This window comes from Desulfolutivibrio sp., assembly GCF_036584575.1.
GTDB lineage: Bacteria > Desulfobacterota > Desulfovibrionia > Desulfovibrionales > Desulfovibrionaceae > Desulfolutivibrio.
In genome coordinates, this window is record NZ_JAZHDB010000221.1 from 1 (window position 1) to 25,014 (window position 25,014).

The window sequence follows — 25,014 nt, forward strand, 5'->3', positions numbered from 1 at the left end:
GACCTGACCACGCTCATCGACGCCCCGTGCGCCTGCGGCCGCACGCTCAGGCGCAGGGGGCCGGGGCGGCAGCCCCGGAAAGGAACGTCACGATGCCGGTTCCCTTGTCGTACAGTTACCGCAACCTGTTGACGCGGCGCATGACCACGGTCCTCACGGCCGGCGGCATGTCGCTGGTGGTCTTTGTTTTTGCGGCCACGCTGATGCTGGCCGAGGGCCTGCGTCAGACGCTGGTGTCCACGGGTTCGCCGACCAACGCGGTGGTCTTGCGCAAGGGTTCGGAGACCGAGGTGCAAAGCGGCATCGAGCGGTCCCAGGCCTCGGTGATGACCACCCGGCCGGAGATTGCCGTGGCCCCGGACGGCACGGCCATGGCGGCCCGGGAGGTGGTGGTTTTGATCGGGTTGCCGCGCGCGTCCACGGGCAAGATCTCCAACGCCGTGATCCGGGGCACGGATGTGAAGTCGCTCACGCTGCGGCCCCAGGTGCGACTGGCCAGGGGCCGGGAGCCCCGGCGGGGCAGCACCGAGGTCATGGTCGGAAAAAACGTGGCCAAGGGCTTCACGGGGACGCAGATCGGCGACCGGCTGCGTTTCGGAAAACGGGAGTGGGAGGTGGTGGGCGTCTTCGACGCCGGGAACACGGGATTTTCGTCCGAGATCTGGGCCGACGCCGACCAGGTGATGCGTTCGTTCGGCCGTGACGCCTATTCCATCGTGGTGGCCGGACTGCGGGATTATGGAGCGTACGAGGCGTTCCGGGCCGGGGTCGAGGGCGACCCGCGACTGACGGCGGAGACGTTTCGGGAAACGCGGTATTATGAGAAGCAGTCGGAGATGATGGCCAAGTTTTTACGCATCCTGGGGGTGTCGCTGACCATCATTTTTTCGCTGGGGGCCATGATCGGGGCCATGATCACCATGTATTCGGCCGTGGCCAACCGGGTGCCGGAAATCGGGACGCTGCGGGCGTTGGGGTTCGGTCGGGGCAGCATCCTTTTGGCGTTTCTGGCCGAATCGGTGTTCCTGTCGCTTCTTGGCGGGGCCATGGGGCTTGGCGCGGCGGCGGTCCTGAACTTTTTCACCTTCTCCACCACCAATTTCCAGACCTTTTCGGAACTGGCCTTCAAGTTCGCCCTGACCGGGGACATCATCATGCTGTCCCTGGGGTTTTCGGTCTTCATGGGGATTTTGGGCGGCCTGCCCCCGGCGCTTCGGGCCTCGCGCTTAAAGATCGTGGAGGCCCTGCGGGAGGCATAAGATTCTACTCCACCCGAAGCCCCCCCCGAAACTCCTCCCACGACGACACCCCGAGCCGTTCCAGAAGCGGCGGCAGTTCCTCAACGAGATTGAAGGCGAAATCCGGACGCAGGAAATTGGCCGTGCCCACCTGCACCGCATGCGCGCCAACCAGAATGAACTCCAGCGCATCCTCGGCCGAGGCGATGCCCCCCATGCCGATGACCGGAATGCCCACCGCCCGGCAGACCTGCCACACGCAACGCAGCGCCACGGGCTTGATCGCCGGTCCCGACAACCCGCCGATGACGTTGGCCAGCCGGGGACGGCGCGAGAACACGTCCACGCTCAGGCCCGAAAGCGTGTTGACCAGGGACAGGATGTCCGCCCCGGCCGCCTCCACGGCCCGGGCCACGGCCGCGATGTCCGTGACGTTGGGCGAAAGCTTGACCATGACCGGCTTGGACCCGGCCCGCTTTTTCACGGCCGTGACCACCCGGGCGGCCATGGCCGGATCCTGGCCGAAGAGGATGCCCCCGGCCTTGACGTTGGGGCAGGAGATGTTGACCTCAAGGGCCGCGACGCCCTCCTCGGCGGCCAGCACCCCGGCCAGTTCGGCGAATTCCCCGGCCTCGCAGGCGTAAAGGTTGGCGATGACGGCCGTGTCCCGCCAGGGCAGAAACGGCAGCTTGTCGCGCACAAAGGTTTCGACGCCGCAGTTTTGCAGGCCGATGGCGTTGAGCATGCCGCAGGGGGTCTCGGCCACCCGGGGCATGGGATTGCCCTGGCGCGGTTTGAGCGAGAGTCCCTTGACGCAGATGCCGCCCAGGGTTTTCAGGTCGCCGTAGCGGGAAAACTCCAGGCCGTAGCCGAAGGTGCCCGAGGCCGTGATCACGGGATTTTTCAGGCTCAGCCCGGCCAGATCGACGCCTAGTTCCCGCATGAACACCCCCCGTTTTTCCCGGGCGTCCCGTGGTGTTCGGAAAACGCCTCCAGATCCTTGGCCCAAAAGACCGGCCCGCGCACGCAGGTCTGCACCAGTTCCCCCGAGGCGTCCTTCTCCACGCAGCCCAGGCACGCCCCCACCCCGCAGGCCATGCGGTTCTCCAGCGACACCTGGACCCGGGCCCCCGCGGCCCGGCCCATGTCGGCCACGGCGGCCAAAAAGGGCCTCGGGCCGCAGCTCAGGACCAGCCCGTCGCGGTAGCCCGCGAGGCGCTCCCGCAAAAGGGCCGTGAACCGGTCCAGGTCGCCGGGTTTCTCTTCATGAAAGGATTCGGCCTGGATGTTGGCGGCCATCTCGGCAAAGGGATAGGCGCTAAGCGGCGGCCGGTGCCCGAAGACCAGACGCAGGTTTTCCGGCCGGGGATGGGCCGCGATGTACGGGGCGAAGGGGGCCAGCCCCACGCCCCCGGCCAGGAGGAGCGTGGGCGTGTCCGGCTCCACGGCGAACCCCCGGCCCAAGGGCCCCCACAGGACCAGCCGGTCCCCGGGGTTCATGGCCGCCAGACGGCGCGTGCCCCGCCCGGCGACCTGGATGAGAAACTCCAGGCGCTCCGGCGTGACCCCGAAAAGCGACAGGGGCCGGGCCCAGGTCAATTCCTGGCCGAAACACACGGGGCGCAGCATGGCGAACTGTCCGGCCACGGCCGCCTCCCAGCCGGGGTTCTCCACCGCAAGGCGCACCAATCCGTGCCGCTCCCCCTCGGGGCCTGCGCCTCCCTGGGCCAGGACCGCCACCTCGCGGCACCTGCCTGCGTCCGACATACGACCTCCCTGTGCTGTGCATGGTTTGGAGCGCGACTTCTACCCCGGCCCGGGGCGCTTGTAAAACCCGGCAACGCCGCATTCCCGCAAGCCGCAGGCGGCTGCCCGGCCACGCGTGGCCTGCGCGGCGGACAGCCATTGTCGAATCGGCGGGACCTCCGCATGAATAACGAATCAAATCCCCGGGAAATGCTCCCAAGGCAGCGGCATGTCTTGTATTCGCCACGGATTGCCGCTGCTGTTTTTGACGATGCCTTTTTGTCTCGGGTGTCTCGACACGATGCTTCGCCCCGTAACATATACCTCGGCACCTCTTTCCTTTGTATCGTCTATCTGGTATCATTTGCAGCAACTGATTTTCTTGCAACCAGGAGTGTGCTGTGCCCGACCCATCCGCCAGCCAATCCGCCACCGCTGGCGATCAGTCCCGGATCATCCAGGTCCATGGCGACAACAATATTATCGGTGTCTCGCCTTCCCTGAAGCTCATCCGGCCTCTCCGTGAGCGCCCTCCCCAGACATCCACCTCGGCAGACGAAGCCGCCTTGCTCGTGCCCCGCGAGGAAGCCACGGAGTTTGTCGGCCGTAAAAACTTGCTGGATGAATTCATCACCTGGGCGACGACGACGGACCATGGCCGTCCGGTCTCGGTGCGCGTCCTCACCGGTGGGGCCGGTACGGGCAAAACCCGCTTCGCCATGGAGTTGTGCCGGGCCTTGGAGCAGAGACAGGGCGCTTCATGGCAGGCCGGTTTTGTCCGCGAACGAGAGGCCCGCCGTTTCCTGAGTCAGACCAATCTCTGCGATAGGGGCTGGCAGACACCCACCTTGGCCGTCTTCGACTACGCCATGACCCTGACGGATGTTCTGCCTACCTGGATGGAGGAACTGGCCGACGTCCAAGACAGCCCCCGTCCCCTGCGCATTCTCCTTCTGGAGCGCCATGCCGATCCGGAAGCGGGCTGGCTCAAACAGGTATTTCCCGGCGGCTATAGACTGACGGGGCGGATACTCGACGGTCGCCCCATGTGTCTGCCCGGCCTGGACGATCCGGATATCCAGATCGGCATCATGCAGGACATGCTCAAGCGTCTGGGCAGCACCGTGACCCTGCCCGCAGACGCACCCGCTTTCCGCGACCACCTCGCAAAGGCCGACTGGGCCGGTGCGCCGCTCTATTTGATGATGGCCGCCATGGTCATACACCGCCAAGGAGATGTCGGCCATGTCCTCTCCCTGCGCCGGGCCGATCTGGCCAAGACTGTGTCCGAGCATGAACATTCCCGTCTGACGCGGGCCAGCAACGGCAACCCATCGCTGCAACGGTTTCTGTCGCATATGGCCGCCCTGGCCACGCTTTGCGGCGGCCTGGACGGCGGGACGCTTGTAAAACTCATTCGCCAGGAGAAACATGCCCTGGGACATGAAGAGTTGGGGAACGACACCGTAGCCCATACGCTGAAGCAACTCCTGCCGGACGGCAAGGAGGGTGTGGCGCCCATCCTCCCGGACATTGTCGGCGAAGCCTTCCTCTTTGAGCATCTCGGCCATGGCCAGACGCAAGCCAGCACCGAAGCGGTGTTGCGCGCCTCTCCCAAGACGCCCGCCATGGTGGCGGCCGTGCTCTTCCGGTGCGTCCAGGACTTCGCCCCGGCTTCCCTCACGCCGGAGGATGCGGCCCGGGCCGTGGAACAAACGCGGGCTGTTGCCTGGCTCCATGCCTTGGTCGGACTTGAAGGCATTTCCCTGAATATGTTGATAGTTCTGTCAAATGCCATGCCCAAACAAACGCTGGCTTTGCGTGAATTGGGTGTGATGTTGGCGGAGCGGCTTGTGGTGGATTTGCGGAAACTGCCAGAACGGAACATGGAGCAGCAGATTGCTTACGCTACAAGTCTGAACAACCTTGCCAACAGACTCGGTGAACTCGGCAGACGTGAAGAGGCCTTGGACGCCGCTCAAGAGACGGTGGCTATTTGTCGCGAATTGACCCAGACCCGTCCGGACGCCTGTCGCCCGGTCTTGGGCATGAGCCTGAGCACCCTTGCCAACAGACTCGCAGAACTCGGCAGACGTGAAGAGGCCTTGGACGCCGCTCAAGAGGCGGTGGCTATTCGCCGCGAATTGGCCCAGGCCCGTCCGGACGTCTTCCCCCCGGACTTGGCCATGAGCCTCAACAACCTTGCCATCAGACTCGCCCAACTCGGCAGGCCTGAAGAGGCCTTGGACGCCGCTCAAGAGGCGGTGGCTATTCGCCGCGTATTGGCCCAGGCACGTCCGGATGCCTTCTGCCCGGACTTGGCTGGCAGCCTCAACAACCTTGCCAACATACTCTCCGATCTCGGCAGGCCTGAAGAGGCCTTGGACGCCGCACAGGAAGCGACGGAGTTGTATCGGGAGTTGGCCCACACCCGTCCGGATGCCTTCCGCCCGGACTTGGCCATGAGCCTGAACACCCTTGCCATCATACGCGCAAGACTCGGCAGGCGTAAAGAGGCCTTAGCGGCCGCACAGGAGGCGACAAACTTGTATCGGGAGTTGGCCCACACCCGCCCGGATACCTTCCGCCCGGACTTAGCCACGTGCCTTAATAATCTTGCCAACAGACTCACCAAACTCGGAAGGCATGATAAGGCCTTGGACGCCGCGCAAGAGGCGGTTGCTATCCGGCGCGAATTGGCCCAGGCTCGTCCGGAGGCCTTCCGCCCGGACTTGGCCATGAGCCTCAACAACCTTGCCGCCATACTTTCCGAGCTCGGCAGGCGCGAAGAGGCCTTGGAACCCGCCCAAGAATCGGTGACTATTCGCCGCGAATTGGCCCACACCCGCCCGGATGTCTTCCGCCCGGTCTTGGCAGGCAGCCTCAATAACCTTTCAAAATTATTCACCGGAATCGGCAAGCATGAAGAAGCCAAAGACGCCGCGCAAGAAGCGGCAAGGCTGTATTACACGGTTGCGCGGCAATAACCCAAAGCCGTCGGCAAGAACTTCATGATTGCCATGGTGACTTGGCTCTCCCTGCGCCACGGCATTTCCCGTGAGGATGCAGACACCCTGTTCCGGAAAAATCCCGAGGCTTGCGACCGCGCCTTGTTTGAAGGACTAGGCGACAACCTGAATCAGACAACTATTTAGGAGGAACACCATGGATACGGGAACCATCGCCACCACGTTAACAATCCTTCTCCTCGCCGCTCAGTCTGTGGCCATTGATGTGGCGAAGGGGGTGGCGACGGAGCTGGCGACGAAGCTGGCGACGAAGCTAGGTACGTCTGGCTTGAGAAACCTGTACAACATGGTGAAGAGATACTTCACCAAGGACGGAGAAGGTGCCGTCACAAAGCTTGCGGAGCTTGAGAAGAACCCGACAAGCCCGCAGGCCCAGGAGGCCGTCAAAGGGCGGCTGCTCATGCTCCTGCAGGAAAATCCCGCATTCCTGGCCGAAATCAAGGCCATCATCGGCGATATTCGCGTCGATCAATCCATCAACCAAACCGCCACGTCCGGGGACCATAGCCCGATCACCCAGGTCGTGGGCCACAACAATGTGATCAAGTAGGCCCGCCTTTCGCTGACCCTCCCAAACACCCCCGCAAACACGCAGCCGGGTATCCCCTGCGGCAGCCCTGGCCGTCACAGGGGGGCCGACCATGCCCGAACCATTCCCGGCCCGGGGCGCTTGTAAAGCCCGGCAACGCCGCATTCCCGCCAGCGCAGGCGGCTGCCCGGCCACGCGTGGCCTGCGCGGCGCACAGCCATGGACGAATCGGCGGGACCGGCGCATGAAAAACGAATCAAATCCCCGGGAAATATGCCCAACACGGCGGCATGTCTTGTATTCGCCACGGATTGCCGCTACATCTTTTGATCAAGTCCGGCGGCGCGCGACGTGGGCCGGACACGCTTGGAAATCCGCCCCCGTGAAACGACTTGAAAGGGGAGACGCATGCGGCACGATTCGGACCTTCTCGCCGATGAAAACGGCGTCAAGACCAAGACCTTCCATAAAGGCGCCCTGATCTACAAGGAAGGCCAGGACAGCAAGGTGGCCTATCTCATCAAACAGGGCCGCGTGGCCGTGCATCGCATCATCGGCAACAAGCGCGTGAACCTCGGGGAACGCGGTCCCGGCCAGATCTTCGGGGAAATGGGCATCATCAGCGGCGAAAAGCGCACGGCCAACGCCGAGGCCCTGGATTTCACCGAGGTCATCATCCTGGACCGGCCGCTTTTGCGCACCATGCTGGTCAAAAGCCCCCGTCCGGTACAGATCATCACCGGTTTCCTGGTGGACCGGGTCAAGACGCTCAGCTCCCGGATCACCGAGCGGCCCTCGGGCAACATGTTTTATTCCGTGTGCCGCGTCCTGGCCCTGCACTACAAGGCGGCCGCCGCATCCGCTCCCAGGCCCGGGCTGTTTGAAATAAGCTATGCCGAAGTCTGCCGGGCCATCAAAGACATCCTCCTTATCTCCCAGATCGAGATCGACGAGATCGTGGAAAAGCTGGCCAAGATGGCGGTCATTGAGCTGACCGAGATCAAATCGGCCTACTACCGCGCCGACCCCCTGCTGGACACCAAGAAAAAGGGTCCGGAATTCGTCATGGACCGCAGCCTGCGCATCCCCGACCAGGAAAAATTCCTCCAGGTGGCCAAAAACCTGTCCAAGGAATTGCGCGCCCCGTCGGATTTCTCCTGCGACCTGGAATTCATGGACCTTTCCGATTTCGCCCGGGAGGCCGAGGCCGGCCCGGAGATGATCTACCGCAAGATCGGTTTCCGGGAGATTCCCGAAAACCTCTTTTTCTTCCACAAACCCTCGGCCCTGGCCTATATCGAGCGCATGGGGAAGGATTTTTTCCAACGCGCCAAGCGTCCGCGCTTAAAAATCGAGGATCTGGAGACCGTGGACGACATCGCGGCCGTGGACAACGCCACCCTGCAGGAGGTCTTCTCCAGCCTGGGCTTCCACAAGCTGGCGGTGCTGGCGGCCATGGCGGGCGAAGAGGCCCAGGAAAAAATCTATAAAAACCTCTCCAAAAAAATCGCCAAGGTGGTCCAGGACGAGGCCCAAAACCTGGGCGACATGGACGAGGACGAGGCCGCAGGCGTGGAGCAGGAGCTCATGGACAGAATCAAATCCCTTAAAGGACTCGGCTCGTGAACATCGCCACGGTCATCGGCATCATCTTCGGCATCGGCATCCTTTTCTACGCCACCTTCCTGTCCACGGACGACGTCCGCGTCTTCATCAACTTTCCCGGGCTGGCCATCGTCATCGGCGGCACCCTGGCCTCCACCTTCATCTGCTTTCCCATGAAAGAGGTCATGCGCGTCTTCAGCACCTTCCTCATGGCGCTTAAGCGCGAGGAACTGCCGATTGGCAACTACATCGAGGAGATCGTGCGCATCGCCCGGGAGGCCTCGGCCCGGGGCAAGATCCACCTGGAAAAGACCCTGCCGGGCATCGAGAACGAATTTTTAAAAAGCGCCATCCAGATGCTCGTGGACGGCTACAGCCGCGAGGAGATCAAGGAGATCCTGGACACCCGCATCGAGCAGACCTACCAGCAGGAGATCTCCTCGGCGGGCATCTACCGGACCATGGCCAAGCTGTCCCCGGCCTACGGCATCATCGGCACCCTGATCGGGCTCATCGGCATGATGCAGTCCATGGCCGGGGGGCTGTCCCAGATCGGCTTCCAGATGGCCGTGGCCCTGACCACCACCCTCTACGGCATCCTTTTGGCCAACGTGCTGTTTCTGCCCATCGCCATCAAGGTGGAAAAACGCATCGAGGAGCGGGTGATCCTTATGTGCGTCATCCGCGACGGCACCCTTTTCATCAAGGACAAGACCCCCGGGGCCATCGTCCTGGACAAGCTGCGGGCCTATCTGCCGCCCCGGCGCTGGGCCTCCATCGGCAGGCGCGAACCCCAGGCCAAGGCCGGGACGTAAGCGTCGGCCGCGCCGCCTGCGGCAAAAACACCCCCGGGTTTTCCAGACGGCGAAAACCACTGTACGTTTTCTCCCGCGCGGTTCATACCGTTGGATATTGGGGGACGTAACCCGCGGCCTTGGGCGGGCGGAAACAGGAACGGACACACGATGCTCAAGCTTTCCGACCTAAGAAAACGCCGCATCGACGAGGACGAGCACTGGCAGCTCTCCCTGGCGGACATGATGACCCTGCTGTTGTGCTTTTTCGTGCTCATCGTCTCCGTGTCGCACCTGGACATGACCCGCTATGAAACCGTGGCCGGGTCCATGGAGAAGGCCATGACCAGGGAGCGGGGAAAACCCGGGGCCACGCCGCCCGGACCAGCGCCCAAGGTCCAGGAGCAACCGGCCAAAAAGCCGCCGCCCGCCCCTGCCGTCCCCGAAATGCGGGCCAAGGCCGCCCCCCCGCCGACCCAGCGGGACATCGACCTGTTGCGCCGGGAGATCGAGGCCAAGCTGGCCGGGAAGACCGGGCAGGCCGAGATCATCCAGCGCGGCGAGTCCCTGGCCGTGAGTCTGGACGGGGCGGCGTTTTTCGATCTGGCCAGCGCCGAGATACGGCCCGGCTCCCTGCCCCTGCTCACGGACATCGCCGACTCCCTCAAGTCGCTTCCGGTCAGGATCACCGTGGAAGGCCATACGGACAACAAGCCCATGGAATCCTGGCTGTACCCCTCCAACTGGGAGCTGTCCTCGGCCCGGGCCAGCCGGGTGGCCCGGTTCCTCACGGATCATGGCGTGCGCAAGGAGGATCTGGCGGTGATGGGTCTGGCCGACACCCGGCCCCTGGCCCCCAACGAGGGTCCGGACGGAAAATCCATCCCTGAAAATCAGGCCAAAAACCGACGTGTGGTCATTTTGGTAAGCCCGTAGTTCCGGCCGCGACAAGGCGCGGCGCACCATGCCCAAAGACATGGCCGCCATTTCCCCGGTCATCGACGACGGCGACGAACCCCACAAGATCAAGGGCATCTTCTCGTCCCCGGCGCCGGTGGCCCCGACCGCCGGGCCGCCGGGCCAAGGCGTCCCGGAGGCCCGCAGCCCGGCCGGGGGCGTGGACGGCTTCGATCCGGAAAAAATCTACTGGTTCGCCTCGGAATGCGGGCCGGACATGGTTTCCCTCAAACGCCTGGACACCAATTTCTTCCCCGTCGGCCAGCAGGCGCTGGTCAACCGGGAGACCTTTTTTGCGGACTATTCCCTGGAGCCGGACCTGGGCTACCGCTACGTCACCCAGCGCATCGTGCGCGGCGACTGGTACCGCAAGCAGGATTTGAATGTGGAGGCCAAGATCGAGTACCAGATGGTGCTGCGCATCGACGAGGAGAACATCCGGGCCAATTTCGGGCTGGGGTTGGCCTATCTGGCGCTCAACCAACTGGACAAGGGCCGCTACGTCTTTTCCCGGCTGGTGGACATGGACGAGAGCTTCGAGGAGGCCCACAAACACCTGTTCAACGAATTCGGCATCGCGCTGCGCAAAAAAAACCTCTTCGACGAGGCCATGCGCTATTATGGCCGGGCCGCCGAGCTCTCGCCGCGCGACGAGAACATTTATTTGAACATGGCCCGGGCCATGTTCGAGAAAGGCGACATGGAGTCGGCCTTCGCGCACCTGAAAAAAACCTTCGAGATCAACCAGGGCGTGGAGGAGGCCAAGGCCTTTCTCGCCTTTCTGCGCAAAAAGGGCTTCGAGGCCGACGACCCGACGCTGCGCCACTTCTTTTTCCGGCTGGGAACCGATCCGAAGTGATCCGCTGTCCGGCTCAGGAGGGAGCCATGGGGCGGCTCAATCGTCGCGAATCGAGGCGTGGTAGGCGCTGACGGGCCGCGCCCCGGTCGCCTCGTCGGTTTCGTTTTTGGGATAATCCTTGCCGAAAAGCTTGCGGTAGAGCTTGCGCCCCTCGGTGAAGCCGGGATTGCGCTGCATGGCGTCCTCCACGCTGACCTTGGCCTCGGCGATGTTGCCCATGAAATAATGGGCCTTGGACATGTTGAAATAGATGTTTTCATCATCGGGCGTCAGTTCGATGGCCTGCTTGTAGGCGTGCAGGGCCCCGGCCAGATCCCCGCTCTTGCGCAGGCGAACCCCCAGGGTGTTGAAGGGGTTGGGGGCGGCGGCGTCGTACTTGAGCACCTCGATAAAAAGCTCCTTGGTCTCCTCCATGCGGTCGAACTGGGCATACACTTCGGCGGCCTTCTGCATGAAGGTCTTGTACTGCTCCATCTCGCTTTTGCCCTTGTAGGCCTCGGCCAATCCCTTGTAGGCCTCGGCGAACAGGTCGTTGATCTTGACCGCCTTCTTGAAGGCGATGATGGCCTGCCCGTACTTCTGCTTGACCAGATATTTGCAGCCCATGTCGTAGTATTTGCGGGCCAGGTTCTGCTCGGAGACGATCTCCTCGAAGGCCTCGATGGCGTCGTCGAAATTGCCCATGTCCACCATCTCGCGGGCGTCTTTGACCTGCTGCTGCTCGATCTCGGTCATGCGCTCCACCTGGGAGGCGCGCAGCACATGCTGCTTGAAGGTCTCGGAGGAATAGGGACGGATGATGTATCCGGCGCAGCCTGCGGCGATGGCGTCGAGCACATGGTTGCGGGTGCTGTCGGCCGTGACCATGACCACCGGGGTGTCTTTGAGCTGCATGTTGTGACGGATGAGCTTTAAAAAACGCACCCCGTCCATGTCGTCCAGACTGGAATCCAGGAGCACCATGTCCGCCCGGTTGACGCTCAGATAGTCGATGGCCTCGGAGCCGCTGGAGAAATGCACCACGCTGCGGGGACGAAAGGCCTGCATGGTGTAGCGATCCCGCTTGGCGTGTTCCTCGCTGTTGGTCAGGATGACCACGGTGTCGAAAACGGTGGAGGTGCGTTCCATGGAAGGTATCGTCCGCGCCGTCAGGCGCCGTGTTTGCCGCCTGGAGCCAACCGAAACACATGGTCCCTGGCGGTTTCAATCTCACTCGTCCGGGGAAGTCCCGCAAACAGCCGACCGATCAAGCCGCGCGAAAACGCCTCCTGCCTCGCGGCCGGAAAGCTGAAGCCGTACACCCAGGAAATCAGAAGCAGCCGCATGTCGTTTTGGCAGGCCATGTCCGTATAGCGGGCCACCTGCCCGCCGAAAAGGGACGCGACGAGGGTCGGGGAATAGTCGCTTGGCCTGTCGGGCAAGGCCATGGTCACCACCTCGTCCCCCCCTCCCTTGGCCTCGAAATGCCCGACCATGACCCGCAGGATGTCCAGCTTGTCCGCATCGCGCACCACCTGGGCGGCCAGCGCCAGGGGACTCGTCGGCGCGGCGGCCACGGCGGCGGGCAGGGCAAATCGGTTATGCATGACAATGGCCCCGTAAATCAAGGCGCGCGACGCGCGCGGCAGGTCCGCGAGAAGATGCTCCCGGCGCAGGGTGGCCACGCCGAGGCGGCCATGATTGACGCTTATCGCGTCGCGAAAGGTCTTGTAGGCCGCGTACTGGGGGAATCGCCCGGTGTCGTGAAAAAGCGCCGCCAGGTGGATGAGGTCCGCCGGTTCCGGGGCGACGCGAAGGTTCCGCGTCAACATCCTGGCCTCGGCCAGCACCATGAGGCTGTGTTCACATTTGAGATTCACGCGCCCGTCGTCAGTGGCGTCGCCCGTGAGGAAGCGATCCACATAAGCCTGGAAACGGCCGACAAAGCGATCAAGCATGGGGGTCGTCCGGGGTGCGGCAGGATGTCCCCGGGTCGGGACCGGGGGCGGCGGGCGGCGGCCCGGCGCTTGCCCGGGAGGCCGGATCGCCCGGCGGAGGCAGATCGAATTCCTTGTCGCGCATCCATCCGCCAGGTCCGAACAGAAAGCGCAAAAAAAGGCCGATGGCCAGAAAAAATACGGCGATCAGCCCGAATTTCAGGATGGTGGAGAGAAATCCTTCGGAATAGCCGGGACCGAAGGGCCAGGTCTCCCTCCAGTTCGGGCCGTTGCCCGCAGCGGCTGCAAATGCGTCCAAGACTCCAAAAATGTCCAAAAAGAACCTCCGTGCCAACTCCCGGCCGCAACACGGCCGACAGGTATCGCATAACCGCCCCGGGGCGCTCCTGGCAAGCCGCCAGGCCCCGTGTTTTCCCGATGGGGAAATCCTTCCCGGCGGTTCCCTTTCCGTCCCGGGTGGGCTATGCCTGCCGGAAAGGGAGAACGCCCATGAAGACCACGGCCGCCGCCATCGCCAAGACGCTTCGGGACAAAAGCGATCAGGCCAGGGAACTGGCCCTGCGTGAACTGAAAATGGTGCAAAAAGATCTGGCGACCCTGGAAAAGATTCTCACGGGAAGCCGCAAGGCCGGGGATTTCGCCCTGTTCGACGTGGTCCACGGGGCCTTTGAAATCTTCCGCAACGCCTCGGTGGCCCTGGAGCACGAGACGCTTTTGGCCGATATCGAGAAGGAAACGACCGTCTCCCAGGCCCGGGATTTTTTGGAGAAACACGGGGCCACGCTTTTGACCAAGCCCGCCGGTTGGCACTGGATATCCCCCAAGGGCGAGATGTGCCTCCTGGCCAAGGCCACGGAGATCGAGAAGGCCGCCGACGCCCTGCGGGCGTTTCTTCCCGGCGGCAGGCGCGGCAAGGCCAAGGCCGCCCCGGCCGAAACGCCGACTCCGGTAACGGCCGAGACGGGCGGCGGCGATTGATCCGTCCCGGGCCGGGACAGGGCCGCCTCCCCCTCGCCCCCACCGTCCCGGTCGTTTTCGGCGCCCGGCGGGCGAAAAATCGTCGTCCGTCCCGGTAAAACGGACGACCGACCCCTGGCCGACCCGGTTGCACATCCCCTCCCACGCTGCACATATGTGTGCATGTCATTGCACGTATATGTGCAGAAACGCACGCCACAATACTTCATCTCATTGAAATAGCCGCTTTTTCAAGAAAGGAACGGTTCTTGCCAACGGCAAGGCATGTTGCGTTCGCATGTTCCGCCCGTGGCGTCCGTCCGGCCGCCCTGCGCACCGCATGGTTTTTCCCGACGCCTCCCCGGGCCATCCCCCTCTCCCCGCTAACCAGGATGCGGCACCTTCATGTATCGAATCGCTTTGCAGATGCTTTTTGGCGACCGGGGCAAATACCTGGGCATCATTGTCGGCATCGCCATGGCCTCCATCATCATCATCCAGCAGCCCAGCATCCTTTTGACCATGCTGTCGCATACCTACAGCCTGATCACGGACATAAGCCTGCCCGACATCTGGGTCATGGACCCCAAGGTGCGCACCAGCGAGGACTCAAGGGCCCTTCTGGACACCCAGCTCTACCGGGTGCGCGGCATCGAGGGCGTGGAGTGGGCCGTGCCCCTGTACAAAGGCAGCCTCACCGTGCGCCTGGGAAACGGCGAGCTGGAACGGGCGATCATGCTCGGACTTGACGACGCCACCCTGATCGGCGGTCCCGGAATCATGGTGGAGGGCAATCTGGCCGATCTGCGCATGCCCGACGCGGTCATTGTGGACGAGGCCGGGGCCAGGGGCCGCCTGGCCAGGCACATGGGACGCCCCGGAGAGCCCGGCGTTCCGCTTCGGGTGGGGGACACGCTGGAGATCAACGAAAAGCGGGCCACGGTGGTGGGCATCGCCAAGGCCACACCCACCTTCCAGTCCCAGCCCATCCTGTACACCACCTACAGCAAGGCCAAAAACTACGCCTCCAGCGAACGCAAGCTTTTGTCCTTCATCCTGGCCAAGGCCAAGCCGGGGCTGGCCCCCGAGACCGTGGCCCGGCGCATCACAACAGCCACGGATCTGGCGGCCTACACCGCCGACGAGTTCAAAAGCCGGTCCCTGGATTTCATGCTGCACAACTCGGCCATGCTCATCAATTTCGGCTTCGTGGTCCTGGTGGGGTTCGTGGTGGGCACGGCGGTCACGGGACAGATATTTTACAACTTCACCCTGGACAACCTGCGCTACTTCGGGGTGTTCAAGGCCATGGGGGCCACGGATCGCATGCTTTTGGGCATGATCCTGCTCCAGGCTCTCTTGGCCGGACTCATGGGCTTCGGCATCGGCTCCGGGGTCACCGCCGCCTTCGCCGCCTCCACCTGGAAGGGAAACGAAATGAAGCTTGAGGTCGGGATGCCGCTTTTGTGCGCCAGCGGCCTGGCCGTCCTGTTGATCGTCCTGGCGGCGGCCTTCTTCAGCGCCCGCAAGGTGCTCAAGCTGGAACCGGCCGAGGTGTTCAAAAACTGATGGAACCCCTGGACACCCCATCCGTTGTCGTCTGCCGGGGCCTGACCAAGACCTACGGCGCAGGCGACACCGCCACCAAAGCCTTGCGCGGCGTGGACCTGGACGTGCGCCCGGGAGAACTGCTCATGCTGGTGGGCCCCTCCGGGTGCGGCAAGACCACGCTCATCTCGGTCATCGCCGGAATCCTCGACCAGGACCGGGGCTCCTGCGCCCTGTTTGGCCAGGATCTCGCCCGCCTCTCGCACCGGGAGCGGGTCCGCTTTCGCGGCAGGCACATCGGCTTCGTGTTCCAGTCCTTCAATCTGGTGCCGTGCCTGACCATCCTGGAAAACGTCGCCGTCCCCCTTTTGATCAACGGGGTGAAACGGGCCGAGGCCCTGCGCCGGGCAAAACGCCACCTGGACCAGGTGGGCCTTTTGGACCGCGTTTCGGCCACCCCGACCCAGCTTTCCGGGGGCCAGCAGCAACGCGTGGCCATCGCCCGGGCCCTGGTGCACGACCCCGGCCTTGTGGTCTGCGACGAACCGACAAGCGCCCTGGACCATGGCGCCGGGGCCAAAATCATGGACATGCTCAAGTCCTTGGCCGTCAAGAACAACCGGGCGTTGGTGATCGTGACCCATGATCCCCGCATCTTCCCCTATGCCGACCGCATCGCCCACATGGACGACGGCGTCATCCAGGAAACCAGCCTGCAAACCGTATCGGACACCCCCTCATGCGCCTGACGAACAAGCTTATCATGGCCGTTTCCCTGGCCGGTCTGACCTTGGCCGTGGTCGTGGGATTGTATTCCAATCCGACCCCACCCACCCCGGAGCCCGTGGCCCTGCCCGCCAAGGCCCCCTTCGAAACCTATATCGGAGGCGGCGGCATCGTCGAGCCGCGTTCGGAAATCATCGGGATCGGGTCGTCCCTGGCCGGGGTGGTCCAGACGGTGTTCGTCGCCGTCGGCGACCGGGTGCAGGCGGGCGACCCCCTTTTCCTGGTGGACGACCGCGAGGCCAGGGCCGAGCTGGCCGTCAAAACCGCCGAACTGGCCGTGGCCATCGCCGCCGTGGAGGAGGCCCGGGCCTCCCTGCGCGACGCCACGGCGCAGTTCGCCCTGGTGCGCAACGTGGCCGACCACCGGGCGGTGAGCAAGGACGACGTGGAGCAGCGCAAAAATGCCGAGCTTCTGGCCAAGGCCAAGCTCGAAAGCGTCCTGGCCGCCGTGGAGTCGGCCAAGGCCGAGCGGGATGCCGCAGCCACGGACCTGGACCGCCTGACGGCGCGCGCGCCGACGGACGGCACGGTGCTCCAGGTCAACATCCATCCCGGCGAATATGCCGTGGCCGGCGCCGTGGACACCCCGCTTCTGCGCCTGGGCGACGTGTCGCGGCTGCACGTGCGCACGGACATCGACGAAAACGACGCCTGGCGTTTCTCCCCGGGAACCCGCGCCGTGGCTTACATCCGGGGTAACCGGGACATGCGCGCCGACATGCGCTTCGTGCGCGTGGAGCCGTATGTGGTGTCCAAGACCCAGTTGGCCGGGACCAGCACCGAACGTGTGGACACCCGGGTGTTGCAGGTGCTTTTCGACCTGGACCCCGCCGCCCTGCCGGTCTACGTGGGCCAGCAGATGGACGTGTTCATCGAGACGAAGCCCGAGCCCGTCCCCGCCTCCCCCTCCGGTTCCGCCGCAACGGCCCCAGCCCGGGACGTCTCCGAGGCGGATGCCGATGCGCCTTTCGCCGGACTAGGCCAAGGGCTTTTCGCCCTGGCCCGGGTCCAAGCGGCTGGCGCTCCGGCAAAGGGAGCCGGGAAATGACCGTGCGTCCCGTCCTCGCCGCTGTGGCAGCCCTGTTCCCGGCCGTGATCCTCGGGGGCTGCCTGGCCGTGGGCCCCGACTACCGTCCGCCGTCCCTGGAGGCCCCGGAACAGTTCGCCCGGACGGCAAGCCAGGCCCCTGGGCAGGCGCATGAGGCCCTGGGGCTTGCGGCGGCGGCCTGGTGGCAATCCTTTGACGATCCCATTTTAAACGAACTGGTCACCCGGGCCATGGCCGCAAACCTGGATCTGGCCCAAGCCAGGGCGCGGGTGCGCCAAGCCCGGGCCGAGGCGGCCATCGCCAGGGCCGCCCTGTTCCCTGGGGTGGACGTCACCGGCAACTCCACCACCTCGGCCAACGGCCTGCTCGACGCCGGCACGGGAACCTCCTCCGCAGGAAGCGGCACGGGCGGCTCTGGCGGCAGCGCATCGACCGGAACAGGGTCCACGTCGGTCGGCACGGAAAACGCCTCAACCACGACGACGACCACCACCCTTTTTACGGCCGGATTCGACGCCACCTGGGAGATCGACATCTTCGGCGGCAAACGCCGGGAACGGGAGGCGGCCCAGGCGGCGCTTGAGGCCGACATTTGGGACATGGAGGCCACGCGGCTCACCCTTTTGGCCGAGGTGGCCGAGAATTACATGGAGCTGCGCGCCGCCCAGGAGCAGTTGGACATCGCCCGGCGCAACCTGAAGAGCCAGGAAGAGACCGTGGAGGTCACCCGGGAACGGTTCCGGCTGGGACTGACCAGCCAACTCGACGTGGCCCAGTCCGAAGGCCAGGCCGCGTCCACGGCGGCGGACCCGCCGCGCCTCACGGCCACGGTGTCCCAGTCCATCCACAGGCTCGGCGTCCTGACCGGCCAGCCCCCCGAGAGCCTCATCGTCCTGCTGACCCCCCCGCGCCCCCAGCCGTCCCTGACGGGCGTGTCGGCCACGGGCCTGCCTGCCGAACTCCTTTCCCGCCGCCCCGACCTGCGCCGGGCGGAACGGGAACTGGCGGCGGCCTCGGCCGAGATCGGTGCGGCCGTGGCGGATCTGTATCCCAAGTTTGACCTTACGGCCGGTCTTGGCCTACAGGGCGTCAGCCCCTCAAACATCGCCGGGTTTTCCACCTGGTACTGGTCGGTGATCCCGGGGGTGTCCTGGCCGCTTTTCGACATGGGCAAGGCCCGGGCCGGGGTGGAGAAGCAGAAAGCCCTGTTCGACGAGGCCCTGGCCGCCTACCGCCAGGCCTTCCATACGGCCCTGGAGGATGTGGAGAACGCCCTGGCCTCCTACTACGCCGAATCCGAGCGGCGGCAGCGGTTGGCCGCCTCCGTGGCCGCCTATGAGCAGGCCCGGCGGCTGGCGGAAATCCGCTACGGCAAGGGCCTGACCTCCTTTCTCGACGTGCTGGTCATCGACGCCTCGCTTTACGCAGCCCAAACGGAACTGAGCCAGTCCGAAGCGGCCTTGCGTGTCAGCCTCGTTTCCCTCTACAAGGCCCTGGGCGGCGGATGGAAGGCGGCTTCCGAAAACGGCCCGGCCGAAACGGCCCCAGGCCCCCAGGCGGCCGGACGCCCAGGGAAATCCTCATGACGGGCACGGAATCGGTACGTCGGCCCAGCCCGGCGTCACTGACGCACCGCTTGCGTCGGGATGCCGGGCTGGGATTCTCTGGACGCCGCCGGACGCCAGGGGATGTTGGGAAGTGCTTGCAGAAAGGAGCTCAGGATGCCCGTGGGCATGAAAACGAAGTCTCTACTCGGCTTTTTCCTTGTCATGGTTTTTTGCGTGACGTTACTTGAAATATTGTGCCATTTTCTCCCAAAATCTTTCTATGAATTCGATTACCGCTATCTGTATTTCTCGCGAAACGCCTTGCGTAACGTCGACAACACCTACTGGACCTATGCGCCCAACGCCCGGGTCAGGTCGGTCACGATTTACAAATACCCGGGAGCCCCGGCAATCCTGGAAGGCGACGTCACCCTGGAAACAAACAATGTTGGTCTGGTGCAGCGAACCGACCTTGAGAAGAACAAGAAAACCATCGCCCTGCTCGGCGACTCCTTCACCGAAGGCCAGACCTGTGATCCCTGGTTCTACTCCCTTGACGAGGATTTTCAGAAAAACAACCCTGACACCCAATTGGTCAACATGGGGCTCATGGGGACCGGGCCGCAACAGTGGGAACTCTTGCTTAAGGATATCAAGAAAGACTATGACATCGGAAAAGTTCTCATCATATTCATCGAGAATGATTTTGAACGCGGAATCTTTAGCTGGGACCAACATCAGTTGGATTGCATCGACAAAGGAATTTGTACGGATGATTACTGGTATGGGATAGATCCTTCATCCAGCCAGGAAGACATCCTGGCCGCAACGGAATCACGCAGTCGCAGCAGGCACGGAAGATCGGTGAAGAAGTCGCTTGATGGATTTCTGAGAAGATGGCTCTATTTTTATCGCTACATCCGCGCGACCATGAAATCCATCACGGACGCGGACATATATATGACGGAATCGGCCCGCAACGAGGCCATGGACAAAAACCTTGCGGCCATCCGGCGGATCATTTCCGATGTGGGAACGCACAATGCCGTCTTTTTATCCGTAAGCTCCAGGCCCGAGGCCGAGCGGCACGCCTTCGAGGAGAAAACGAAACATCTGGTGCAGGAACTTGCGTCCTTCGCGTCACCCGGCTCTCTCCATTCCCTGCTCCTTGGCCCGGATGATTTTTCCGAATACGACGGCCACCCCAATGCCCAGGGATACGCGAAGATCAAAAACACGGCGTCAGTCATCCTCTCTGAAATGGCCGACGCCTCCCGCGTCCCCTGACAGCCCCCAGGCGCGAGACTGCGGCCGCATCCCCCCGAAGGCCCGGGCATGCCGGTCTTGCCTGTCCTGCCTTCGAGATCCGGGCATCCGACTGTTGAAGCTGATCGTTTGAATGCATTCCGCTTCCGAACAACCATACCCAGGCACGTGTCCGGGAACGCGCCATCCGCCCCCCAACGGCCATGGCCTTAAAAAAGAACACGCCAGGAGCCGACCGGAAACGGCCGCCTCCTGGCGTTTCCCGCCCGCGGCGCAACGCCGCCGGATGCGAACAGGCGCAGGGATCAGATGAAGGGCACCAGTTCCACCAGGCAGGTCATGGCGTTAAACGCCATGAAGGCCTCGATGACATCCGCTCCCCGGTAGCTCACGGTGAGGTCGTCCAAACGCCTCGTCCGGGGGATCATGCCCGCCCGATCCGCGCCCGAGGCCGTGGTGCAGCGCACCACCAACTCCACCTCTCCGGAAAGAACCAGGGGTTTGACTGCGGGAGGATTGGCCGCCGCCTCCTTGGCCGCAGCACGGATGGCCGCCCGGGCCCGGGTCGGATGCTGGCACACGGCGGCGTAGGAGCCGATGCCCTCCTTCACGGACAGGGTGCGCACCCCGGGCAAAAGCGCCTCGGCCTCGCGGCAGGCCGCGCCGTCCCCGGCCAGGAAGGTGAGCGGCACGCCGAACGCCCCGGCCAGGGCGGCGTTTAAGCCGATCTCCCCGATCCTGACCCCACCCAGATGCACCTCCTGGATACGGCCGGTGAAGGTATGCACGATGCTGGCGTCGCGGGTGGCGGCCATGGCGTGGTAGCCCACGCAGAAAAGCGCGTCGAACGTGGCGTCGATGCCGTGGACCATGGACAGAGGCCGGGGCGAGCCCATGACCAGCAGGGCCCGCTCGTCGAGCTCTTCGGGGATGAGATTTAAGCCCACGTTGTGGGCGTCGGCCACGGTCACGGCCGTGGCCCCGCCGTCGAAGGCCCCGGCGATGGCGGCGTTGACCTCGCCGGTCATGCGGGACCGGGCGACGGCGTATTCCCGGCCGTCCACCCGGGAGTGTTCGTGGCGGGCCACGGCCCCCACTCCTTCAATATCGGCGCTGATGAAGACTTTCATGGCTCTACTATCCTCTGATGGATGATGCGTTCTGACATGGGATTTGCGCGCGAGGTGTCGGGGAAGGGAGGCCTCCGGCGGCCAAAGGGGCACGGCCCCTTTGGAATCCCTTTCTTTTTACGGCATTAGCCTGAACTGTGCAAATGGCAGACGACTTCATGTCCCGCCGCCAGGGACACCTTCGGCGGCGGCTGCGTGGCGCACACCGGCATGGCCTCGGGGCAGCGGGGATGAAAACGGCAACCCGGCGGAAGATCCACGGGACTTGGCACGTCGCCGGTCAGCCGGGCCAGATTCTGCCGTTTCGTCGGGTCCGGCAGGGGCGCCGAGGCCAGAAGCGCCTGGGTGTAGGGATGGGCCGGATTCGTGAACAGCGCGTCCGTGGGCGCGGTCTCGACGACAGCCCCCAGATACATGACCGCGATGCGGCGGCTGACGTGGCGCACCACGGTCAGGTCGTGGGAAATGAACAGATAGGCGTGGCCGCGCTTTTCCTGAAGTCCGGCCATGAGATTTAAGATCTGGGCCTGGACCGACACGTCCAGGGCGCTGGTCGGCTCGTCCATGACCACGAAGGCCGGATCGGCCACCAACGCCCGGGCAAGTCCTATGCGCTGGCGCTGGCCGCCGGAAAATTCATGGGGATAGCGGTCCAGGCACTCCGGCCCAAGCCCTACCTCGGCCAGACTGGCCTTGGCCCGGTCGCGAAGCTCCCGGCCCCGGGCCAACCCCTGCACCCGAAGCGGCAGGGAGACGATGCCCCCCACGGTCATGCGCGGATCAAGGGAACTCTGGGGATCCTGGAAAACCACCTGCATCCGGGCCCGGGCCTTTATCAATGCCTGGCCCGAAAGTTCCGTAAGCTCCACGCCGTCAAAGGCGATGGAGCCCGAATCGGGGTCCAGCAGGCGCAGGATGCAGTTGCCCACCGTGGACTTGCCGCTGCCCGACTCTCCCACCAGCCCCAGCGTCTCGCCGCGCGATAACGACAGGTCCACCCCGTCCACGGCCTTGAGGAAACGCTTCCCGCCGCCGAAAAATCCGCCGCCCAGGGGAAAGGCCTTACACAGGTTCGCAACCAAAAGCAGCGGGTCGCTCATGGCCGACCTCCCCCGGGACACTGGTGGCAGGCCACGGCATGGTCCGGGGCCACGAGAACCATCCCGGGCACGGCCCGGCGGCAGTCCGGCCCGGACTGGGTGCAGCGGGAATGGAAGCGGCAGCCCGGCGGCGGATCAATGGGGCTCGGGACGCTGCCCGGGATGGCGTAGAGCTCGCCGCCCCCGGCACGGCCCGGGATGGAGGCGATCAGTCCCCGGGTGTAGGGATGGGCCGGACGGGCGAACAGGCTCTCCACGTCGGCCACCTCCACCACCTGCCCGGCGTACATCACCGCCACCCGGCGGCATATCTGGGCCACCACGCCCATGTCGTGGGTGACCAAAAGGATGGACAGGCCCTCACGGGCGGACAGCTCGGCCAAAATGGCCAGAATCTGGCCCTGGACCGTGACGTCCAGCGCCGTGGTGGGCTCGTCGGCCAAAAGCAGGGCCGGACGGCAGGACAGCTCCATGGCGATCATCACTCGCTGCCGCATGCCCCCGGACAGTTCGTGGGGATAGGCCGCCAAAACCGCCCCGGGCTCGGGCAGGCGCACGGCCTCAAGCATCTCCAGACACACGGCGTGGGCCTCGGCCCGGCTCACCTCGCGGTGGGCCCGGATGACCTCGCGCATCTGGTTGCCCACGGTGAACACGGGGTTTAGGCTGCTCATGGGCTCCTGAAAAATCATGGAAATACGGTCCCCGCGAAGCCTGCGCATGGCCTTTCTGGGCAGGGCGAGCAGATCTCGGCCTTCGAAAAGGATCTCCCCGCCGTCGATGCGCCCCGGCGGCGACGGGATGATGCGCAACACGGCCCGGGAGAGCACGGACTTGCCGCAGCCGGTCTCGCCCACCAGGCCCATGATTTCCCCCCGGTTCACGGACAGGCTGGCCCGGTCCAGCACCCGGGCCCGGCCCTGATAGGTCTTGAAGCTGACCGAGAGGTCGCGAACCTCGAGAAGCGGCGTGGGTGTGGGCATGATGACTAACGCCGGATGCGCGGATCGAGCACGTCGCGCAGCGCATCGCCGAAAATGTTGAAGCCGATGACCGTAAACAGGATAAAAAGTCCCGGAAAGGTCGCATACCACCACTGGTCCATGAGAAACTTGCGTCCCGAGGCGATCATGGCCCCCCACTCGGGCGTGGGCGGCTGGGCCCCCAGGCCGATAAACGACAGCGACGCGGCGATGAGGATGGCGTCGCCCAGGGTCAGGGTGGCCAGGACGATGGCCGAGTTTAGGCAGTTGGGCAGGATGTGGCGGCGGATGATGAAGCCGTGTCCGGCCCCGGCCACCCGGCTGGCGGCCACGAACGGCAACTCGCGCACGGACAGGGCATCGCCGCGCACCATGCGGGCGAACTTGGGGATCATGACGAAGGCCGTGGCGAAGATGGCGTTGACAAGGCTTGGGCCCAGGGCGGCGGCCAAGGCCAGGGCCAGGACCAGGGACGGAAAGGACAGGATCACGTCCATGACGCGCATGACCACGCTGTCGATTTTGCCCCCGAAATAGCCCGATGTGGCCCCGATAAGCGCCCCGACGCCCCCGGCCACGCTGATGACCAGAAGACCGATGGAAAGCGAAATGCGGGCCCCGAAAAGCACCCGGGTGAAGATGTCCCGGCCAAGCTCGTCCGTGCCGAAAAAATGCGCCGCTCCCGGGGCCAGGAGCCGTTCCGGAAGCGACAGCCTGACGGGATCGTAGGGGGCCAGAAGCGGCGCAAAAAGCGCCAGAAAGACCATGGCCGCGATGATCGTCCCGCCCATGACGGCCGAGGGGTTGCGCGACAGGATGCGAAGCGTCAGCTTCAGTTCGCGAAAAAGGGGATGGCGGGCGCGGGGGGGCACGGGCGGCGACCTCAATACCGGATGCGGGGGTTTAAAAAGGCGTACAACACGTCCACCCCGAGGTTGATGGCCACATAGGCCGTGCTGGCCACCAGGGTAAAGCCCATGATGGCCGGAAAATCCAGGGAATTGACCGAATCCACCACGTATTTGCCCATGCCCGGCCAGGCGAAGATGGTCTCCGTGAGGATGGCCCCGCCCAAAAGCTCCCCCAGGGACAGGCCGACGATGGTCACCGTGGGGATCAGCGAATTCTTGAAGGCGTGCTTGAACACCACCCGCGCGGCGGACAGGCCGTTGGCCCGGGCCGTGGTGATGTAGTCCTGGCCGAGCACGGCGATCATGGAGGAACGCACGATGCGGGTGATGATGGCCAGGTAGACGTAGGACAGACAGAAGGCGGGCAGGATCAGATGGCTTAAGGCCTCGCGCAAAAGGGTCCAGTCCCCGGCCAAAAGGGCGTCCACCACGTACAGGCCGGTCATGTCCGGCGGCGGCGAACTGGTGATGTCCAGGCGTCCCGAGCCCGGCAGCCAGCTCAATTGGCGGTAGAAAAGGAGCAACAGCATGAGTCCCAGCCAGAAAACCGGGGTGGAGACGCCGACCACCGACACCACCCGGGCGGCATGATCGGCAAACCTGTTGCGGCGCACGGCGGCCAGGATGCCCAGGGGAATGCCCACGGTCAGGCACAGAACCAGGCTGGCCAGGGTCAGTTCCAGGGTGGCTGGGAAATAGTCGGCCAGATCCTCGGTCACGGGCCGGTGGTTGCGGATGGACTGGCCCAGGTCGCCCTGGACCAATCCGCCCAGAAAATGCAGATATTGCACGGGAAGCGGCCGGTCCAGGCCGTGTTCCTTGCGGATGGCCTCCACGGCCTCCCGACTGGCCTTGGGCCCCACGATCAGGCGGGCCGGATCGCCCGGGATGGCGTGGGAAATGAGAAAGGCCAGGACGCTGACCCCGAGCAGCACGGGGATGGCGGCCAGAAGGCGTCGGAAGGTATAGGCGAGAATGCGCATGAGGTGAAACGGCCCCGGCCGGGCGTTTTGTCGTCCGGCCGGGGCGTTGGCGTCCTTTCCG

The 25,014-nt window shown here is 64.4% G+C and carries 24 protein-coding genes; 14 read left to right on the plus strand and 10 right to left on the minus strand.

What is annotated here, in order from left to right; translation table 11 throughout:
• Nucleotides 1–92 precede the first annotated feature (92 nt).
• Complete coding sequence (locus tag V3572_RS16415; protein ID WP_332112108.1) at nt 93–1,259, plus strand: ABC transporter permease; 1,167 nt, start codon at nt 93–95, stop codon at nt 1,257–1,259.
• Between the two features lie 4 nt (nt 1,260–1,263).
• Here V3572_RS16415 and V3572_RS16420 read toward each other — a convergent pair whose 3' ends face one another.
• Both V3572_RS16420 and V3572_RS16425 read right to left on the minus strand, forming a co-directional pair.
• Nucleotides 1,264–2,181: a dihydroorotate dehydrogenase gene (locus tag V3572_RS16420; RefSeq protein WP_332112109.1), complete on the minus strand. Its 918-nt coding sequence runs from the start codon at nt 2,179–2,181 to the stop codon at nt 1,264–1,266.
• Nucleotides 2,169–3,005, minus strand: coding sequence for an iron-sulfur cluster-binding protein (locus V3572_RS16425; RefSeq protein ID WP_332112110.1), 837 nt, complete (start codon nt 3,003–3,005; stop codon nt 2,169–2,171). Before V3572_RS16425 ends, V3572_RS16420 begins: the two co-directional genes overlap by 13 nt.
• Before the next feature lie 380 nt (nt 3,006–3,385).
• Here V3572_RS16425 and V3572_RS16430 point away from each other — a divergent pair, with 380 nt between their 5' ends.
• The 7 genes from V3572_RS16430 (at nt 3,386) to V3572_RS16460 (ending at nt 10,757) form a co-directional block, all read left to right on the plus strand.
• On the plus strand, nt 3,386–5,971 hold the full coding sequence (locus V3572_RS16430) for a tetratricopeptide repeat protein (RefSeq protein WP_332112111.1): 2,586 nt from the start codon (nt 3,386–3,388) through the stop codon (nt 5,969–5,971).
• Between the two features lie 24 nt (nt 5,972–5,995).
• Nucleotides 5,996–6,139, plus strand: a complete 144-nt coding sequence (locus tag V3572_RS16435) for a hypothetical protein (protein ID WP_332112112.1) — start codon at nt 5,996–5,998, stop codon at nt 6,137–6,139.
• Nucleotides 6,140–6,149: 10 nt separating this feature from the next.
• Entirely contained in the window at nt 6,150–6,563 is a 414-nt protein-coding gene (locus tag V3572_RS16440) for a hypothetical protein (RefSeq protein WP_332112113.1), read from the plus strand.
• Nucleotides 6,564–6,950: 387 nt separating this feature from the next.
• A complete protein-coding gene (locus V3572_RS16445) occupies nt 6,951–8,168 on the plus strand; it encodes a cyclic nucleotide-binding domain-containing protein (protein ID WP_332112114.1) in 1,218 nt (405 codons plus the stop codon).
• On the plus strand, nt 8,165–8,962 hold the full coding sequence (locus tag V3572_RS16450) for a motility protein A (RefSeq protein ID WP_332112115.1): 798 nt from the start codon (nt 8,165–8,167) through the stop codon (nt 8,960–8,962). Before V3572_RS16445 ends, V3572_RS16450 begins: the two co-directional genes overlap by 4 nt.
• 150 nt (nt 8,963–9,112) lie before the next feature.
• Complete coding sequence (locus V3572_RS16455) at nt 9,113–9,877, plus strand: OmpA/MotB family protein (protein ID WP_332112116.1); 765 nt, start codon at nt 9,113–9,115, stop codon at nt 9,875–9,877.
• A 28-nt stretch (nt 9,878–9,905) separates the two neighbouring features.
• The gene (locus V3572_RS16460) at nt 9,906–10,757 is read left to right on the plus strand and encodes a tetratricopeptide repeat protein (protein ID WP_332112117.1); all 852 of its coding nucleotides are present in this window, start codon (nt 9,906–9,908) and stop codon (nt 10,755–10,757) included.
• Between the two features lie 36 nt (nt 10,758–10,793).
• On the opposite strand, the gene V3572_RS16465 is transcribed toward V3572_RS16460, so the two are convergent.
• From V3572_RS16465 to V3572_RS16475, 3 genes are read right to left on the minus strand one after another with little or no spacing between them, the layout of a single operon-like run.
• Nucleotides 10,794–11,885, minus strand: a complete 1,092-nt coding sequence (locus tag V3572_RS16465; RefSeq protein ID WP_332112118.1) for a tetratricopeptide repeat protein — start codon at nt 11,883–11,885, stop codon at nt 10,794–10,796.
• A 20-nt stretch (nt 11,886–11,905) separates the two neighbouring features.
• Entirely contained in the window at nt 11,906–12,694 is a 789-nt protein-coding gene (locus tag V3572_RS16470) for an HD domain-containing protein (RefSeq protein WP_332112119.1), read from the minus strand.
• Nucleotides 12,687–13,010 (minus strand): hypothetical protein, encoded by a 324-nt coding sequence (locus V3572_RS16475; RefSeq protein WP_332112120.1) that lies wholly within the window; start codon nt 13,008–13,010, stop codon nt 12,687–12,689. The genes V3572_RS16470 and V3572_RS16475 overlap by 8 nt, the downstream gene beginning before the upstream one ends.
• A 173-nt stretch (nt 13,011–13,183) precedes the next feature.
• Here V3572_RS16475 and V3572_RS16480 point away from each other — a divergent pair, with 173 nt between their 5' ends.
• From V3572_RS16480 to V3572_RS16505, 6 genes are all read left to right on the plus strand, one after another.
• A complete protein-coding gene (locus tag V3572_RS16480) occupies nt 13,184–13,672 on the plus strand; it encodes a hypothetical protein (RefSeq protein ID WP_332112121.1) in 489 nt (162 codons plus the stop codon).
• A 384-nt stretch (nt 13,673–14,056) separates the two neighbouring features.
• On the plus strand, nt 14,057–15,220 hold the full coding sequence (locus tag V3572_RS16485; protein WP_332112122.1) for an ABC transporter permease: 1,164 nt from the start codon (nt 14,057–14,059) through the stop codon (nt 15,218–15,220).
• Entirely contained in the window at nt 15,220–15,948 is a 729-nt protein-coding gene (locus V3572_RS16490; RefSeq protein WP_332112124.1) for an ABC transporter ATP-binding protein, read from the plus strand. The genes V3572_RS16485 and V3572_RS16490 overlap by 1 nt, the downstream gene beginning before the upstream one ends.
• Nucleotides 15,939–17,033 (plus strand): efflux RND transporter periplasmic adaptor subunit, encoded by a 1,095-nt coding sequence (locus V3572_RS16495; protein ID WP_332112125.1) that lies wholly within the window; start codon nt 15,939–15,941, stop codon nt 17,031–17,033. Before V3572_RS16490 ends, V3572_RS16495 begins: the two co-directional genes overlap by 10 nt.
• On the plus strand, nt 17,030–18,619 hold the full coding sequence (locus tag V3572_RS16500; RefSeq protein WP_332112126.1) for an efflux transporter outer membrane subunit: 1,590 nt from the start codon (nt 17,030–17,032) through the stop codon (nt 18,617–18,619). The genes V3572_RS16495 and V3572_RS16500 overlap by 4 nt, the downstream gene beginning before the upstream one ends.
• Before the next feature lie 141 nt (nt 18,620–18,760).
• Nucleotides 18,761–19,867 carry a hypothetical protein gene (locus tag V3572_RS16505; protein WP_332112127.1) on the plus strand — a complete coding sequence of 369 codons (1,107 nt, stop codon included), beginning with the start codon at nt 18,761–18,763 and terminating at the stop codon, nt 19,865–19,867.
• A gap of 284 nt (nt 19,868–20,151) precedes the next feature.
• Here the strand turns inward: V3572_RS16505 and V3572_RS16510 are convergent, their stop codons facing one another.
• The 5 genes from V3572_RS16510 to V3572_RS16530 form a co-directional block, all read right to left on the minus strand.
• On the minus strand, nt 20,152–20,976 hold the full coding sequence (locus V3572_RS16510; protein ID WP_332112128.1) for a M55 family metallopeptidase: 825 nt from the start codon (nt 20,974–20,976) through the stop codon (nt 20,152–20,154).
• A 125-nt stretch (nt 20,977–21,101) separates the two neighbouring features.
• Nucleotides 21,102–22,076, minus strand: coding sequence for an ABC transporter ATP-binding protein (locus tag V3572_RS16515; protein WP_332112129.1), 975 nt, complete (start codon nt 22,074–22,076; stop codon nt 21,102–21,104).
• The gene (locus tag V3572_RS16520; protein ID WP_332112130.1) at nt 22,073–23,059 is read right to left on the minus strand and encodes an ABC transporter ATP-binding protein; all 987 of its coding nucleotides are present in this window, start codon (nt 23,057–23,059) and stop codon (nt 22,073–22,075) included. The genes V3572_RS16515 and V3572_RS16520 overlap by 4 nt, the downstream gene beginning before the upstream one ends.
• A 5-nt stretch (nt 23,060–23,064) precedes the next feature.
• Nucleotides 23,065–23,931 carry an ABC transporter permease gene (locus V3572_RS16525; protein WP_332112131.1) on the minus strand — a complete coding sequence of 289 codons (867 nt, stop codon included), beginning with the start codon at nt 23,929–23,931 and terminating at the stop codon, nt 23,065–23,067.
• A gap of 11 nt (nt 23,932–23,942) precedes the next feature.
• Complete coding sequence (locus V3572_RS16530; RefSeq protein WP_332112132.1) at nt 23,943–24,953, minus strand: ABC transporter permease; 1,011 nt, start codon at nt 24,951–24,953, stop codon at nt 23,943–23,945.
• Between the last annotated feature and the right edge of the window lie 61 nt (nt 24,954–25,014).